The 13,821-nt window shown below is 68.0% G+C and carries 12 protein-coding genes; 4 read left to right on the forward strand and 8 right to left on the reverse strand.

The genetic code is table 11. The annotated features are described in order from the left end of the window. Positions 1-33 precede the first annotated feature (33 nt). Positions 34-3,489 (reverse strand): TonB-dependent receptor domain-containing protein, encoded by a 3,456-nt coding sequence (locus ACW172_RS05795; RefSeq protein ID WP_492034238.1) that lies wholly within the window; start codon positions 3,487-3,489, stop codon positions 34-36. Between the two features lie 272 nt (positions 3,490-3,761). Between ACW172_RS05795 and ACW172_RS05800 the strand changes: the two genes are divergently transcribed. Both ACW172_RS05800 and ACW172_RS05805 read left to right on the forward strand, forming a co-directional pair. Beyond that, a complete protein-coding gene (locus ACW172_RS05800; protein ID WP_492034239.1) occupies positions 3,762-4,202 on the forward strand; it encodes a TadE/TadG family type IV pilus assembly protein in 441 nt (146 codons plus the stop codon). Position 4,203: 1 nt separating this feature from the next. Further along, positions 4,204-5,877 (forward strand): TadG family pilus assembly protein, encoded by a 1,674-nt coding sequence (locus tag ACW172_RS05805; protein ID WP_492034240.1) that lies wholly within the window; start codon positions 4,204-4,206, stop codon positions 5,875-5,877. Here ACW172_RS05805 and dapD read toward each other — a convergent pair. Genes dapD through argB form a run of 3 tightly spaced genes read right to left on the reverse strand, consistent with a single transcriptional unit; the run spans position 5,874 to position 8,382 of the window. Further along, positions 5,874-6,743 (reverse strand): 2,3,4,5-tetrahydropyridine-2,6-dicarboxylate N-succinyltransferase, encoded by an 870-nt coding sequence (gene dapD, locus ACW172_RS05810; RefSeq protein ID WP_492034241.1) that lies wholly within the window; start codon positions 6,741-6,743, stop codon positions 5,874-5,876. The two genes, ACW172_RS05805 and dapD, sit on opposite strands and share 4 nt — an antisense overlap. Then, entirely contained in the window at positions 6,740-7,459 is a 720-nt protein-coding gene (locus ACW172_RS05815) for a pyrimidine 5'-nucleotidase (RefSeq protein WP_492034242.1), read from the reverse strand. The genes dapD and ACW172_RS05815 overlap by 4 nt, the downstream gene beginning before the upstream one ends. Beyond that, a complete protein-coding gene (gene argB, locus ACW172_RS05820; RefSeq protein WP_492034942.1) occupies positions 7,456-8,382 on the reverse strand; it encodes an acetylglutamate kinase in 927 nt (308 codons plus the stop codon). The genes ACW172_RS05815 and argB overlap by 4 nt, the downstream gene beginning before the upstream one ends. A 101-nt stretch (positions 8,383-8,483) precedes the next feature. On the opposite strand from argB, the gene ACW172_RS05825 reads away from it, so the two are divergent. Beyond that, positions 8,484-8,660 (forward strand): hypothetical protein, encoded by a 177-nt coding sequence (locus ACW172_RS05825; RefSeq protein WP_492034243.1) that lies wholly within the window; start codon positions 8,484-8,486, stop codon positions 8,658-8,660. Positions 8,661-8,663: 3 nt separating this feature from the next. On the opposite strand, the gene ACW172_RS05830 is transcribed toward ACW172_RS05825, so the two are convergent. Both ACW172_RS05830 and ACW172_RS05835 read right to left on the reverse strand, forming a co-directional pair. Continuing rightward, positions 8,664-9,740 (reverse strand): nucleotidyltransferase family protein, encoded by a 1,077-nt coding sequence (locus ACW172_RS05830; protein ID WP_492034244.1) that lies wholly within the window; start codon positions 9,738-9,740, stop codon positions 8,664-8,666. Beyond that, the gene (locus ACW172_RS05835) at positions 9,737-10,735 is read right to left on the reverse strand and encodes a GDP-mannose 4,6-dehydratase (RefSeq protein WP_492034245.1); all 999 of its coding nucleotides are present in this window, start codon (positions 10,733-10,735) and stop codon (positions 9,737-9,739) included. The genes ACW172_RS05830 and ACW172_RS05835 overlap by 4 nt, the downstream gene beginning before the upstream one ends. A gap of 123 nt (positions 10,736-10,858) precedes the next feature. Between ACW172_RS05835 and ACW172_RS05840 the strand changes: the two genes are divergently transcribed. Next, the gene (locus ACW172_RS05840) at positions 10,859-11,551 is read left to right on the forward strand and encodes an acylneuraminate cytidylyltransferase family protein (protein ID WP_492034246.1); all 693 of its coding nucleotides are present in this window, start codon (positions 10,859-10,861) and stop codon (positions 11,549-11,551) included. Here ACW172_RS05840 and neuC read toward each other — a convergent pair. Beyond that, complete coding sequence (gene neuC / locus ACW172_RS05845; protein WP_492034247.1) at positions 11,548-12,729, reverse strand: UDP-N-acetylglucosamine 2-epimerase; 1,182 nt, start codon at positions 12,727-12,729, stop codon at positions 11,548-11,550. The genes ACW172_RS05840 and neuC overlap by 4 nt on opposite strands. Continuing rightward, positions 12,726-13,805 (reverse strand): N-acetylneuraminate synthase family protein, encoded by a 1,080-nt coding sequence (locus ACW172_RS05850; RefSeq protein WP_492034248.1) that lies wholly within the window; start codon positions 13,803-13,805, stop codon positions 12,726-12,728. The genes neuC and ACW172_RS05850 overlap by 4 nt, the downstream gene beginning before the upstream one ends. Positions 13,806-13,821: the final 16 nt, after the last annotated feature.

Raw genomic sequence — 13,821 nt, forward strand, 5'->3', positions numbered from 1 at the left:
GGACGGAAGCCCGGGGAAGTGTTCGGCTCGCCCTTAGAAGACCGCGCGGGCGCCCACGAAGAACTGGCGGCCGGTCGAACCGTAGTTGGTCACCACCGGATCGTCGGCGTAACCCCAGCGGTTGGTGGTCTGGTTCGTCAGGTTCAGCGCCTCGACCGTCAGGGTGATCTGCTTGTTCAGCTTGTAGGTCATGGAGGCGTCGATGTTCAGCGTCGATTCCGAGCCGAGGAAGTCGTTGACCAGCGGCGAGTCCGAGTAGCCCGGATCGGTGGTGCCCGAGGCGATCGGATACTGGGTCACATATTCCGCACGGTAGGCGGCCGAAACGCGGGCCGAGAACTTCGGAACTTCATAGAAGACCGTGAAGTTGAACGCATCCGGCGAGGCGCCGGTGAACGGACCCACGCCGGTGACCAGGGGCTGGGGCGTCAGGATGTAGTTCAGCTCGGATTCGAGGTGGGTGTAGTTGGCCTGAACGCCGAGGTTCTCGAAGTACCAGGGCAGGAAGGTCAGGTTCTGCTGATAGTTGACCTCGACGCCGCGGATATAACCACCCGGCGCATCGCGATACTGGCGAATGGCGAAGGCGCGGTCGGCGTTGATGTAGTCGACCTGGTTCTGGGCGTTCTGACGCGCCGCCGCCGTCTGGGTCGTGTCGGCGGCGATGGCCTCGAACTCGGCCCGCAGCTCGGCGATGCCGGCCGTGTCGAGGATGGAGCTCAGCGGGCCGTCACCGACCAGGGTCTGCGGGAAGCTCTCGATTTCCTTGTCGAAGATGGCGACCGAGAACAGGGCGTCCGGCTGGAAGTACCATTCGAAGCTGAGGTCGTAGTTGGTCGCCGTGAAGGGGCTCAGCTGCGGGTTGCCGATGGTGATGGCGCCGCCCGTGGTCGCGCCCAGGGCGTTGGGCACGGTGAAGGCGGTGACGCTGGGCGCCAGGTTGCCGAGCATCGGACGCGCCATGACCTTGGCGATGCCCAGGCGGACGATCATGTTGTCCGCGACCTCATAGGCCATGTTCAGCGACGGCAGGTCGTTTTCGTAGTTGTTGCCGGCGTTGATCGCCCGGCCGCGGTTGGTGAAACCGTCCGACTGAACGTCGGTGATCGCACGACGCAGGCCGACGTTGCCGCGCAGGGTGCGGCCGAAGACCGGGAAGTTGAAGTCGACCTGACCGAAGAAGGAGTTGTCGGTTTCCTGGACCTGATAGGTCTGGGCGAAGTTGTACTTCTCCGAGATGCGCCAGTCGTTCCACTTGTTGACGCAGTTGCACTCGAAGTCGAACAGATTGCGGAAGGCGTCCAGGTTCGGGGCAAAGAAGCTGGTCGGTGTTCCGGCCGGCAGGTTCAGGCCCTGACCGAACTCGTGGACGGCGCCCACCTGGCCGATCGAGACGCCGGCTTCCAGCAGGCTGGGGTTCAGGGTCTCACGCGCCGATTCCCGCTGCAGGGCGGTGGTGTAGAAGGTGTAGCGGCGCTGCGAGAGACCCCACTTCAGGGTGATGTTCTCGTTGGCGTCATAGGCGAAGTCGATCGCGCCGCCTTCATAGTGGTTGTCCACGACCCGCTCGAAATAGCGGATGGCCGAAAAACCCTTGACCACGTCCCACTTGGTCGGGTCGGCGACGTCGAAACCGAAATTCATCGACGGCATGTCGCCGCCGTTGCGGGCGTCATAGACGAAATAGCCGTCACCGGCCGCGCCCGTGCCCGAGTTCAGGCGGGTGAACTCGACCAGCGACCCCTGCGATTTGTTGACCGACCGGCTCTCGCCATAGATCGCGTGCATCCGGAAGGTGTCGCTGAACTGGTGATCGACGTTGATCGTGCCCTGCTGGAAGATCGTCGTGAACCGCGCCTCGTCCGCAGCCGAGCGCATATCCACATTGCCCAGCACCAGATAGTCGGCGTTCTGACCGTTCGGGCTCAGCGCCGCGTCGATCAGCCGGATCGACGGACGACCGATCAGGGCGTTCCGCATCGCCAGACCGGTGGAGTCGGCGATGAAACCGCGCGAGGTGGGGCTGTTATAGTAGTCGTACGGCTCGAGATTGTTCGGGTTGAAGCTGAAGCCCGAGAGGGTGCCGGTGACCGGGGTCGTGCCGTAGAGCTGCTGGCCGCAGTCGATGCCCGCCAGAATCGGGGTCTCGGCGCGGGCGTTACAGGTGGCGTAAAGCGCGCGGCGTTGGGCCGCCGTTCCACCGACATTGGCGTTCGAGAGCTGGTAGGTCGCCTGGTTGGCGGTGCCCTGGGTGTTGTTGCGGTTCAGGCCGACCGGAACGATCTGGTAGTTGGTCGAAACCTGGTCGAGCTGCGAATAGACGCCGTCGAAGCTGATCGTGGTCCGATCGGTCGGCCGCCACTGGGCCGAGAAGGTCATGCCGACACGTTCCTGGCTCAGATCCTGCTGGTTCAGGGTCGGGAGGGCCGGAATGCGGACCAGAGAGCCGGGCGAAACGGTCGTGCCTGCCGCGGTGCCGGTGGCGTTGGTGTTCTTCAGCGTCGAACCGATCGGATTGTTGATCAGGTTGTAGGCCGCGAGATTCGAACCGCGCAGGGCGTCGCAGTAGGAGATGTTGGTGATGTTGACGCCCGGAATGACGCCGTTGTTACACGAGGTGCCGGTCGGGGCGGCGAAGCCCTGGCGGGTCAGGATGGAAGTCCCGGCGGCGATGTTCGGCGTGCCGGCGAAGGTCGCGCCGCGGTAGGTGTAGTCCGACTGACCGGCCTGACGCTGGTAGCTGTCGATGGTCTGGTCGCGCTTGTTGTAGGCGATCGAGCCCAGAAGGCCCACTTCACCGACGTGGTTGAAGCGCCAGCGGTCCGAGACCAGGGCGGCGACGCGCGGATTGTTGGTCTGGCCGTTCTCGTAATAGGCGTCCTGGACCGACAGGGCGTAGCGGGCGCCGCGATAGTCGAACGGGCGGCCCGTCTGCAGGTCGACGGTGGCGCCGAGCGAGCCTTCGTCCGTCTCGGCCGAGGCGGTCTTCTGGACCTTCAGCGAGTTGAACAGTTCAGAAGCGAAGGTGTTGAAGTCGAAGCCGCGCGAGCGGTTAGGGCTGTCGCCCGCGATCGAGGCGCCGGCCGTCGACAGGGCCTCGACGCCGTTCAGACGCACGCGGGTGAAGTCCGAGCCCAGGCCGCGGACGGTGATGGTGCGGCCTTCGCCGTTGTCGCGGTCGATCGAGACGCCCGGCAGGCGCTGCAGCGATTCGGCCAGGTTGGCGTCGGGGAAGTCGGCGATGTCCTCGGCGTTGATGGCGTCGACCATCACGTTCGCATTGCGCTTGGTGCTCAGGGCGCTGCGCAGGGCGCCGCGGATGCCGGTGACCACGACCTCATCGACCTGGGTCGAGCCGTCGTCGGGCTGGGCCTGGGCGTCGGTTTGAGGCTGGGCCGATTGCGCCAGCGCCGGTTGCGCGGACAGGACGCCCATGATCAGGGCGGTGGCGGAAGCGCACTGGAGCGCGCGCGCGCGAAGCGTGTTCATGTGACAGGTCTCCTCCCAAGGCGTCCGCGCTCTCTCTGGAGGCTGGACAGAATCTCGCCGTGTTTCGGCCTGGTTACAAAGCCTGACGTGACACCGGTGTCAAGCAACAAGAGCGAAAAGATCAAATCATATTACAAATGAAATCGGCGGCGCGGCGTCCGCGACACAGTGCTGGCTCCAGATTTCGAACATCAAAATACGATGATATTTGCACCATAATCATTGTTTAATGATGCTTTGAGACGCTTGTCGCTGAAAATGAGGCGAGCGCCATGGGACGGGACTTTCGCAGCGAGGCGGCAGCGGGCGGCGCGGGGCCGGTCCGACGACAGGGGTCGGCGGCGATCGAGTTCGCCCTGGTCGGGCCGATGATGATCCTTCTGCTGGCCGGAATGGTCGTCTACGGCGGCTGGTTCTGGCTGGCCCAATCGGTGCAGTCCCTCGCGACGGAGGGCGCGCGCGCCGCCGTCGGGGGGCTGGACGCCTCCGAGCGCGAACAACTGGCGCGCGCGTTCGTCGCCGATCAGGCGGCCGGCGCTGGCGGGCTGGATCCGGCCCTGGTCACCGTCAGCGTGACCAGCGACGCCCAGGCCATCCGCGTCCAGGTCGCCTATGACGCACAGAACAATCCGGTGATGCTGCTGGCGGGCCCCCTGCCCAAGCCCCCGACCCTGATCACCCGCTCGGCCACCGTCCGGATCGGCGGCTATTGAGATGCGCCCCCATGAGAAGCGAGACCGGGGCGTCCGGCGAGACCGCCCGGAGGGGCTGATCCACGACCTCAGAGGCGGGATCGCGGTCATGGCCGCCATGGCCGGGGGCCTGTTCTGCGCCATGGCCGCGGTCACGGTTGATCTGGGCTCCCTGGCCCTGCACGCCCGCCAGCTCCAGGGCGCGGCCGACCTGGCCGCCCTTTCCGGCGCCCGCGACATGGATCACGCCGAGGCGGCCGCGCGAGCGACGGCCCTGGCCAATGCCGGAACCGGGGTCGCCACGGTCGTCCTGAAGGGCCGCTACGTCTCGGACAAGGCCGTCGCTCCGGCCCGGCGTTTCACCGCCGGGACGGCGGAGGCCAATGCCGTCCGGGTCAGCCTGACCAACCGGGCGCCCCTCTATTTCGGCGGCTGGATCCTCGGCAAGGACTCAGTGGAAATCACCCGCTCGGGCACGGCGGCCACGCCGGGCGAGCCGCGCGCCCTGTTCTCGATCGGCTCGCGTCTGGCCTCATTGAACGGCGGCATCGCCAACCAGCTGGTCAGCGGACTGACCGGCAACAGCGTCTCCCTGACGGCCATGGACTACAACGCCCTGGCCGGCGCGAAGGTCAATCTGCTGACCTTCTCCGACGCCCTTTCGACCGATCTGGGCCTTCAAGTCGGCGACTATGACGCCCTGCTGAAACATGACGTCGACGCCGGGCGGGCCCTGAAGGTTCTGGAGACCCTCGCGGGCGGCCAGTCCGCCAGCGCCCTGTCGCGTCTGGGTAATGCCGCCACGGGAACGAAGCTGAAGGTCGGCGATCTGATCGGGGCCGAGGCCGATGCGACTGACGGGCTCGCACAAGGTCTGGACGCCAAGGTCTCGACCCTCGATCTCGCCATGGCCATGCTGGAGATCGGCGGCGGCGAGCGACAGATCGCCCTGACCGCCGCGGCCCAGACCGGTATCGCGGAGCTGAAGATCAACCTGGCCATCGGCGAACGCCCCAATCAGTCGCCCTGGATCACGGTCACCTCGAAGGGCGAACCGATCGTCCGCACCGCCCAGACCCGACTCTATGTCCGTGCACGGACCAGCCAGAAACTGTCCGGTCTCGCCCAGGTCGATCTGCCGATCCTGATCCAGCTGGCGTCGTCCGAAGCGCGACTGGACGCCATCGCCTGCAAGCCGTCGCGCACCGTGACGCTGGGCGTCCGCCCCGGCCTGGCGCGGGCCGACATCGGGGTGATCGACGAGACGAAGCTGGATGATTTCAAACAGGCCCTGACCCCGGCCCCGGCGACCCTGATGTCGGTCGCGGGTCTGGTCAGCCTGACGGGCCGGGCCACGGTCGAGGCCGCGGATCAGGGCTTCAAACCCGTCGCCTTCACCGATCCGGAGATCACCGCCCAGACAATGAAGACCGTCCACGCGACCGGACTGGTCAACGGCATCGTCGTCAGCCTGCTTCAGAAGCTGGACGTCACGGTCAACATCGTCGGCCTGCCGCTCGGTCTCGGCGGGCTGGTGAGCGCGCTCGGGACCCTGCTGGCGCCGCTCGGCCCCGTGCTGGACGCCGTGATCAATCCGATCCTCGAGACGCTCGGCCTGAGGTTCGGCGAGGCCGACGTCACGGTGCTGGGCGCGGTGTGCCCGGACGGCGCCGGACGTCCCGTCCTGGTGGGCTAGTCGCGCAGCAGTTCGTTGACGCCGGTCTTGGCCCGGGTCTGGGCGTCGACGCGCTTGACGATGACGGCGCAGTAGAGCGACGGGCCGCCGTTCGGATCGGGCAGGGAGCCCGGCACCACGACGCTGTAGGCCGGCACCTCGCCGCGGAACACCTCGCCCGTGGCCCGGTCGACGATTTTCGTAGAACCGGAGAGATAGACGCCCATGGCCAGAACCGCGCCTTCGCGCACGATCACCCCCTCGGCGACCTCGGCGCGCGCGCCGATGAAGCAGCCGTCCTCGATGATGGTCGGATTGGCCTGCAGCGGTTCCAGAACCCCGCCGATGCCGGCGCCGCCCGACAGGTGGACGTTCTTGCCGATCTGGGCGCAGGAGCCGACCGTGGCCCAGGCGTCGACCATCGAACCCTCGTCGACGAAGGCGCCGATGTTCACGAACGAGGGCATCAGGACCACATTCTTCGCGATGTGCGCGCCCTGACGGACGATCGATCCGGGCACGGAACGGAAGCCCGCGGCCTGATAGTCGGCGGCGGTCCAGTCGCCGAACTTGTTGGGCACCTTGTCCCAGAAGGGGCCGACGCCGGGTGCGCCCGAGGTCGGGCTGGCCACGGCGCGTTCGCCCGCGCGCATGATCTGGTTGTCATTCAGGCGGAAGGACAGGAGCACCGCCTTTTTCAGCCACTGGTGGGTGGTCCAGACGCCGTCGTCGCCACGCGTGGCGACCCGGGCCTCACCCGAATCCAGCAAGGCCAGGGCCTGTTCGACGGCATGGCGCACCTCGCCATGGGTCGAGGGCGACAGCTCTGCGCGGTCGTCCCACGCCTTTTCGATGACGGTTTCCAGTTGGGCGCGATCGAGGGTCATGAGCTTTTCTCCGCAAGATGGGCGGTGGCGAGGAAGGGGCCGAGCGCGGCGGCCCGGAAATCAATATAGGCGTCCGTCGAGGTCAGCGCCCTCGGGCCGACCAGCACCGTGGTCATGCCCAGCGCCTTGGCCGGCTCCAGATTGCGCGGCGTGTCCTCGAAGAAGGCGGTGCGCTTCGGATCGATGCCGAAGCGGGCGATCATCTTCGCGAAGGTCTCGGGCGCGGGCTTGGGCAGCAGGTCCGCGTCCTCGATCGAAAACAGGCCGCTGAACAGGTCCGTCAGACCCAGAGCCTCCAGCACCCGCCGTCCGTGTCCGGTCGAGCCGTTGGTGAAGACGTAGCGCGGCCCCTGCAGCCGCTCCAACGCCAGACGCAGGCCCGGCTCAGGCTCCAGCCCGTCCAGCGGCACATTGTGAACGTCTTCGAGGAAGTCCGCCGGGTCGAATTTGTAGTCCTGCAGCAGACCGCCCAAGGTCGCGCCGTGGTCCGTCAGATAGCGCAGCTGCAACGCCCGCGCCTCGTCCTCGGGCAGGCCGGTCAGCCGCACCATATAGTCGAAGATCCGGCCCGAGACCCGCTTCAGGATCTGCTTCTCGGGCGGATAGAGGGTGTCATCCAGATCGAACAGCCAGGTGGTGATCCCGGTCAGGTCGGCGGAGAGTTCGGTCGCCGGTTCGCCCGTTTCGAGGGGAGCCGCGACGGGTTCAGCCGTCACGCCTTCACCAGCGTGCCGGCGCCGTGCTCGGTGAACAGCTCGACCAGCATGGCGTGGGGACGGCGGCCGTCCAGGATGACCACGGCCTCGACCCCGGCCTTCACCGCGTCCATCGCCGTCTGCAGCTTGGGGATCATCCCGCCCGAGGCGGTGCCGTCGTCGATCAGCGCCTGCGCCTCGGCGACCGTCATCTGGCGGATCAGCTGGCCGTTCTTGTCGAGCACGCCCTTGACGTCGGTCAGCAGCAGCATGCGCTTGGCGTTGAGCGATCCGGCGACGGCGCCCGCCACGGTGTCGGCGTTGACGTTATAGGTCATGCCGTCCTCCGCCACCCCGATGGGGGCGATGACCGGAACCCAGTCGTCGGTCTCGGACGCGATCAGTCCGGCGATCAGCTTGGGGTCCACCCTGGTCGGTTCGCCGACGAAGCCGAGGTCGACCTCGTGCTCGATCAGACTGTCGGGGTCGCGGCGGGTGCGGGTCGTCTTCTCGACGGTCAGCAGGCCGGCGTCCTTGCCCGACAGGCCGATGCCGCGCACGTCGGCCTCCTTGCCCGCGACACTGATCCAGTGGGCGATCTCTTTGTTCACGGCGCCGGACAGGACCATCTCGGCGACGACCATGGTGTCGCGGTCGGTGACGCGCAGGCCGTCGATGAAGTTCGACTTCACGCCGGCCTTGTCCAGCATGGCGCTGATCTGCGGGCCGCCGCCGTGGACGACCACTGGGTTCACGCCCATCAGCTTGAGCAGGACGACATCGGCGGCGAATTGCTTCGCCACGGCGGTCTCGCCCATGGCGTGGCCGCCGTATTTGATCACCACCGTCTCGCGGTCGTAGATCTGGATATAGGGCAGGGCCTCGGCCAGGGTTTTCGCCGTGGCCCAGCCGCGCTCTTCCGACTGGCGTTCAACTTCGTCCATCATCGGCGGGCTGATAAACGCGAAGCGTGGCGCTGTCACGGCGAAAGGCCATGAAACTCCACGCCCCGCCTGACCGTTCAGGCTTGGAGAAGGAGGGCGACATGAAAGAGCATGACATCGACGACCACGGCCTGACCCCGGTGGATCCGGCCGAGGCCCAGCATCACGACGCGAGCCTCTGCCCCGAATGCGAGGGGACCGGCACGCTTCCGGACGGCGAGACCTGTCCGGTCTGCGAGGGCACGGGCAAGGCGACGGGCCGCACCGGCGGCGGCTAAGCCCTACTCCGCCGGATCGAAGATGGCGGTGAACTCCGCCTGGGCGCTTTCGAAGTCCGGAGGCCGTCCGATATCCAGCCAGTATTCGTGGATCGGATAGGCGCCGACGGTCTCTCCGTCCGCATTCAGGGCGTTGAGCAGATCGGGCATGTCGTACATGCCTTCAGCGGGAACCCGCGCCAGCACCTCGGGCGAGAGGCAATAGACCCCCGCGTTGGCCAGCCAGCGGAAGGTCGGCTTCTCGGTCAGGCTGGTGACGCGCGGCCCGTCGGTCTCGACCACCCCATGCGGCGACTGGAAATTGTGTTCCCGAACACAGAGCGTCGCTTTCGCCTGATGCTCGACATGGAAGTCGATCAGCTCGCCGAAGCTCATCCGGGTCAGGAGGTCGCCGTTCATGACCAGCATCGGCTGATCCAGACTATCGGTCAGCAGGGACAGGGCCCCCGCCGTGCCCCGCGGATGGTCTTCCCGCAGATAGTCGATCTCGACGCCGAGGCTGGAGCCGTCGCCGAAATGATCCTCGATCATCTCGGCCAGATAGTTGACCGCCAGACGGAAGCGCCGGAACCCCTGGGCCTGCAACCGCTCGATGATGGTCTGGAGCAGGGGCCGGCCCGCCACCTTCAGCATCGGCTTGGGACAGTTCTGGGTCAGGGGGAACAGCCGCGCCCCGCGCCCGCCCGCCATCAGCACCACCAGATTGTCACGCGGCGCGGCTACGCCCAGCACATCGGGATAGAGGCCGATCACGCGCCCCTTGCCGTCCACCAGCGGGGCCAGGCCGACGCCGCGGTCCGACAGGGCGCGCACCGCATCCTTGTCCGAAACGCCGGACTTCAGCGACACCGGATTGGCGTTCATCACCGCGCTGAGCGGGGCGTCCATGGTCAGGCGCCGCATCAGACCGCGGCGGATGTCGCCGTCCGAGACCGAGCCGACCAACCGCCGCTCTTCGTCCACCACAAGGATCAGCTTGCGACGCACCTGATCCAGCCGCTCGATCGCGGCCAGCAGCGGCGTCTCCGGGCCCATCATCTGGGCCTCGAGATTGGACGGGGAGCTGGTCGGCAGGCTCACACCGCATACTCCGCCGGGCGGTAGAGCTGCGGATGTTCGCGGATGAAGTCGGCGGTGCGGGCCAGCCCCTCCTCCACACTGACCGTAGGCGCCCAGCCCAGCTTCGCCCTGGCGAGAGACGCATCAGCGATCAGCCGTTCGACCTCGCTGGCCGGCGGGCGGATGCGCTGCTTGTCCTCGACCACCTCAACCTCGATCCCGGCCGCCTTGCCGATCATGGCCGGCAGGTCGCCGATGCGGACCTCGCGCCCGCCGCCGGTATGGACCGTCAGGCCCTCGATGCCGGGAACGATCCCGGCCCTCAGGAAGGCATCGGCGGTGTCATCGACGAAGACGAAGTCCCGCGTCGGCCGGGTGTCGCCCAGCATGACCGGACGTCCGGCCAGAGCCTGCATGGTGATCGAGGGGATCACGGCGCGGGCGCTCTGGCGCGGCCCGAAGGTGTTGAACGGCCGCAGCGTCACGACCGGCGTCTCGAAGGAGCGATGATAGCTCTCGGCCAGTTTGTCGGCGGCGATCTTGGTGGCCGAATAGGGCGACTGACCGACCAGAGGGTGGGCCTCGGTCATCGGAATGGTCTGGGCCGAGCCGTAGACCTCGCTGGTCGAGGTGTGGACAAGCCGGCCGACGCCAAGCTCGCGCACCGCCTGAAGCACGTTCAGCGTGCCCATCATATTGGTCCGGACGTAGCTCTCTGGCGCCAGATAGGAATAGGGAATGGCGATCAGGGCGCCGAGGTGGAAGACGACCTCCCGGTCCTTCACCGCGTCGTAAACGCTGTCGCGGTCGGCCAGATCGCCGCGTCGCACGTCGAGGTCGGGGCGGACCGGCGACCGGTCCAGCCAGCCCGCATCGCCGTCCGAGGTGTAGCGCACCAGCACCCGGACGTTCGCGCCCAGCTCGACCAGACGCTCGGTCAGGCGGCTGCCGATGAAGCCGCCCGCGCCCGTGACCAGCACGCGCCTGCCCGCATAGGCCTTCAAAAGATCGTCCACGCCGTCTGCTCCGTGCGGCCGCGCTCCCCGGCGGGCCGCTGTCGCGCGCATGATTCTCCGGACGTGGTTAACCGCACGTAAGGCCGGGGCCGGCATTAATCCTTATGTCTTCAGGAGGTCGACATGATCGACGGCAAACGGGTGCTCGGCCTCGTCCCCGCCCGCGCGGGCTCGCAAGGCCTTCCGGGCAAGAACCTGCGTCCGCTCGCCGGTCGTCCGATGATCGGCTGGACGCTGCTGGCGGGGCAGGCCTCGACAACGCTGGACCGGCTGGTGGTCACGACCGACGACGAGGCCGTCATCGCCCTGGCCGGGAGCATGGGCGTCGAGACCCTGCGCCGGCCCGCCGAACTGGCGAGCGCCTCGGCCTCGGTGATGGACGCCATCGACCACGCCCTGACCGCCATCGGGGGCGACTGGGACTATGTCGTCCTGCTGCAGCCCACTTCGCCGCTCCGAACCGCAGCCGACATCGACGGCGCCGTCGCCCTCTGCCATGCCCGCAGCGCGCCCTCGGTCATCGGCGTCTCCCCCATGCCCAAGCCGCCCGGCTTCTATGGTTCGGTGGACGCCGACGGCCTGTGGAAGCGCAACGATCCGTCCACGGACGAAGCCGTCATCATCAACGGCGCCGTCTACGTCGGACGGCCGGAAATCCTCCGCCGCGACCGCTCTTTTCAGTCCGACGGGACCCTGAGCTGGTCGATGCCGCCCGAACGCGGCTGGGACGTCGACACCCTGTTCGATTTCGTTGTCTGTGAAGCCCTGTGGCCCCATGTGACGATGGGAGAGGACTTGGGCGGGGTCCGCCGCTAGGCCAGATCGACGAACGGCTTGCGCGCCAGTCCGGCGAAGTCCGTCCGCTCCAGCACCTCGACGATCCGCTCCGCCGCATGCCCGTCGCCGAAGGGCGCCGGCTGGCTGCGCGCCGCCGCGCGGAAGTGCGGCTCGAGCGCCTGTGCCAAGGCTTCAGCGACCGCCTCCGGCGTATTGGCGCAGTCGATGACGCTGGGCGGCTTCAGCCGTCCCGCCTGCCGGTCGCCGACATTGACCGTGGGCGTCCCCGCCGCGGGAGCCTCGATCACCCCGCTGGAAGAGTTGCCGACCACGGCGTCGCTGGCCGTCAGGGCCGCCGCATAGCGCCGCGCACCCAACGACTCGAAGGTCAGGACCTGATCGGGACGTTCGGCGGCGAAAGCCCTCAGCGCCGCCCGGATCGCTTCCGAGCCCGCATCGGCGTTGGGCAGGGTGATGACGATCTTCCGGTCCGTGACCGTCCCCAGCCCCTTGAGGAAGGCCGCGATCTGCGCCTCGGCCGACTGCGTCGCCAGGGTCTCCGGATGGAAGGTGACCAACAGGAAGCCCGGCTCCAGCCCGTCCGGCATGAGGCCCAGCATCACCGCCGCCTCGGCCCGGCTGGACCGTCCGAAGGCGACCAGATTGTCCACGCCCGTCGCGCCGACGGTGAAGACCCGCTCGGGCGCCTCGCCCATCTGGACGATGCGGCGGCTGTAGGGCTCGGCGGCGGTGAAATGCAGCGCCGCCAGCTTGGTGATGGCGTGGCGGATGGCGTCGTCCACGGCCCCCGCCGTCCGGTGCCCGCCCTCCAGATGCAGGATCGGCAGGCCCAGCGGAACCGCCGCCGCAGCCGCCGCCAGCGCCTCGGTCCGGTCGCCGAGGATCATGACGGCGTCCAGTTTCAGCTCGACATAGGCCTTCGCTGCCCCGGCCAGGACCGCCGCCATATCGCCTGCGGCCGAGATTCCGTCGTCGCCCGCCAGAGGGACCGGGATCCGCGCCGCGATCGCCCGGCCGTCGGCCTCGATCTCCGAGACCGTCGCCCCGTGCCGTTCCGACAGATGGGTTCCGCTGACGATCAGAACGGGCTCCAGCCGCGCCGAGGCCTCCAGCTTGGCCAGCACGGGGCGCAACAGACCGTATTCCGCCCGGGTCGCGGTGAAGACGCCGATCCTCGCCGGAGCCCCCACGCTCACGCCTCGATGATCTCGTCGGCCGCATAGGCCCGGGTCGCGGGTCGGCCGATCAGGTCCCACAGCCGCCCCGGCGCGAGACCGCCCCCCGCGCGCCGGGCCGCCAGATTGTCGGCGCTGAAGACTTCGCCCGCCGCGATGGGCCGGGCCGCGACCAGACCGCGCCGCGCCACGGCGATATTGGGGATCTCGGCCGCGACCGGTCGCTTGACCGGATCGCCCAGAGCCTCCGAGACGCGACGCGCCCCGGCGACCAGAGCCGCCATCTCGTCCGGCTCCAGCGAGGCCTTGTGATCCGGCCCCTCGGCGGTGCGGTCCAGCGTCAGATGCTTCTCGATGACCGTCGCCCCCCGCGCCACGGCGGCCAGGGCGATGTCGATGCCGAGGGTATGGTCCGAATAGCCTGGCCGGACGCCGAGCGCCGCATAGGCGTCCATCACGCTCAGATTGGCCTGATCGTGGGGCGCCGGATACTGGGTCGTGCACTGCATCACGACCGTCTCCGCCAGCACCGGCGCGGCCTCGGGAGAGGCGAAGGCCTCGGCGAAGGCGGCCAGGGACGGCGCCGCGGCGGCGCCCGCGACCCGCCCGAACACCACACAGCCCAGGGCCTGTTCGACCTCGGCCAGCGTCGCCATCCCGGTCGAAAGCAGCAAGGGGCGCCCCATTCGCGCCAGGGCCAGCAGGAAGGGCAGGTTGGTCAGTTCGCCCGAACCGACCTTGATCCGCTCCATGCCCAGTCCCTCGACCAGCAGTTGCGCTGAACCGATATCGAAGGGAGTCGAGAGGAACCGGACGCCGCAGGCCCCGGCGTGATCGACGACCCGCGACAAGGCGTCGCGGGGCAGGACGAGCCGGGACAGCATCTCCGACTGAACCGCCCCCTGACCCGCCTCGGCCTGATAGGCGGCGGTGGGCGCTGCGGCGGTGGATAGTTCGGCGGGGTCGAAGGTCTGGAACTTGACGGTGTCCGCCCCGGTCTCCGCAGCGGCCTCGACCAACCGGAGCGCGAGATCCTCGCGCCCGTCATGGTTTACGCCGGCTTCGGCGATGATTTCACAGCGCGGGTGGGGCGTCATGCCCCGTGCATAGGAT

The sequence above is a fragment of the Brevundimonas sp. ALps5 genome, from assembly GCF_058681645.1.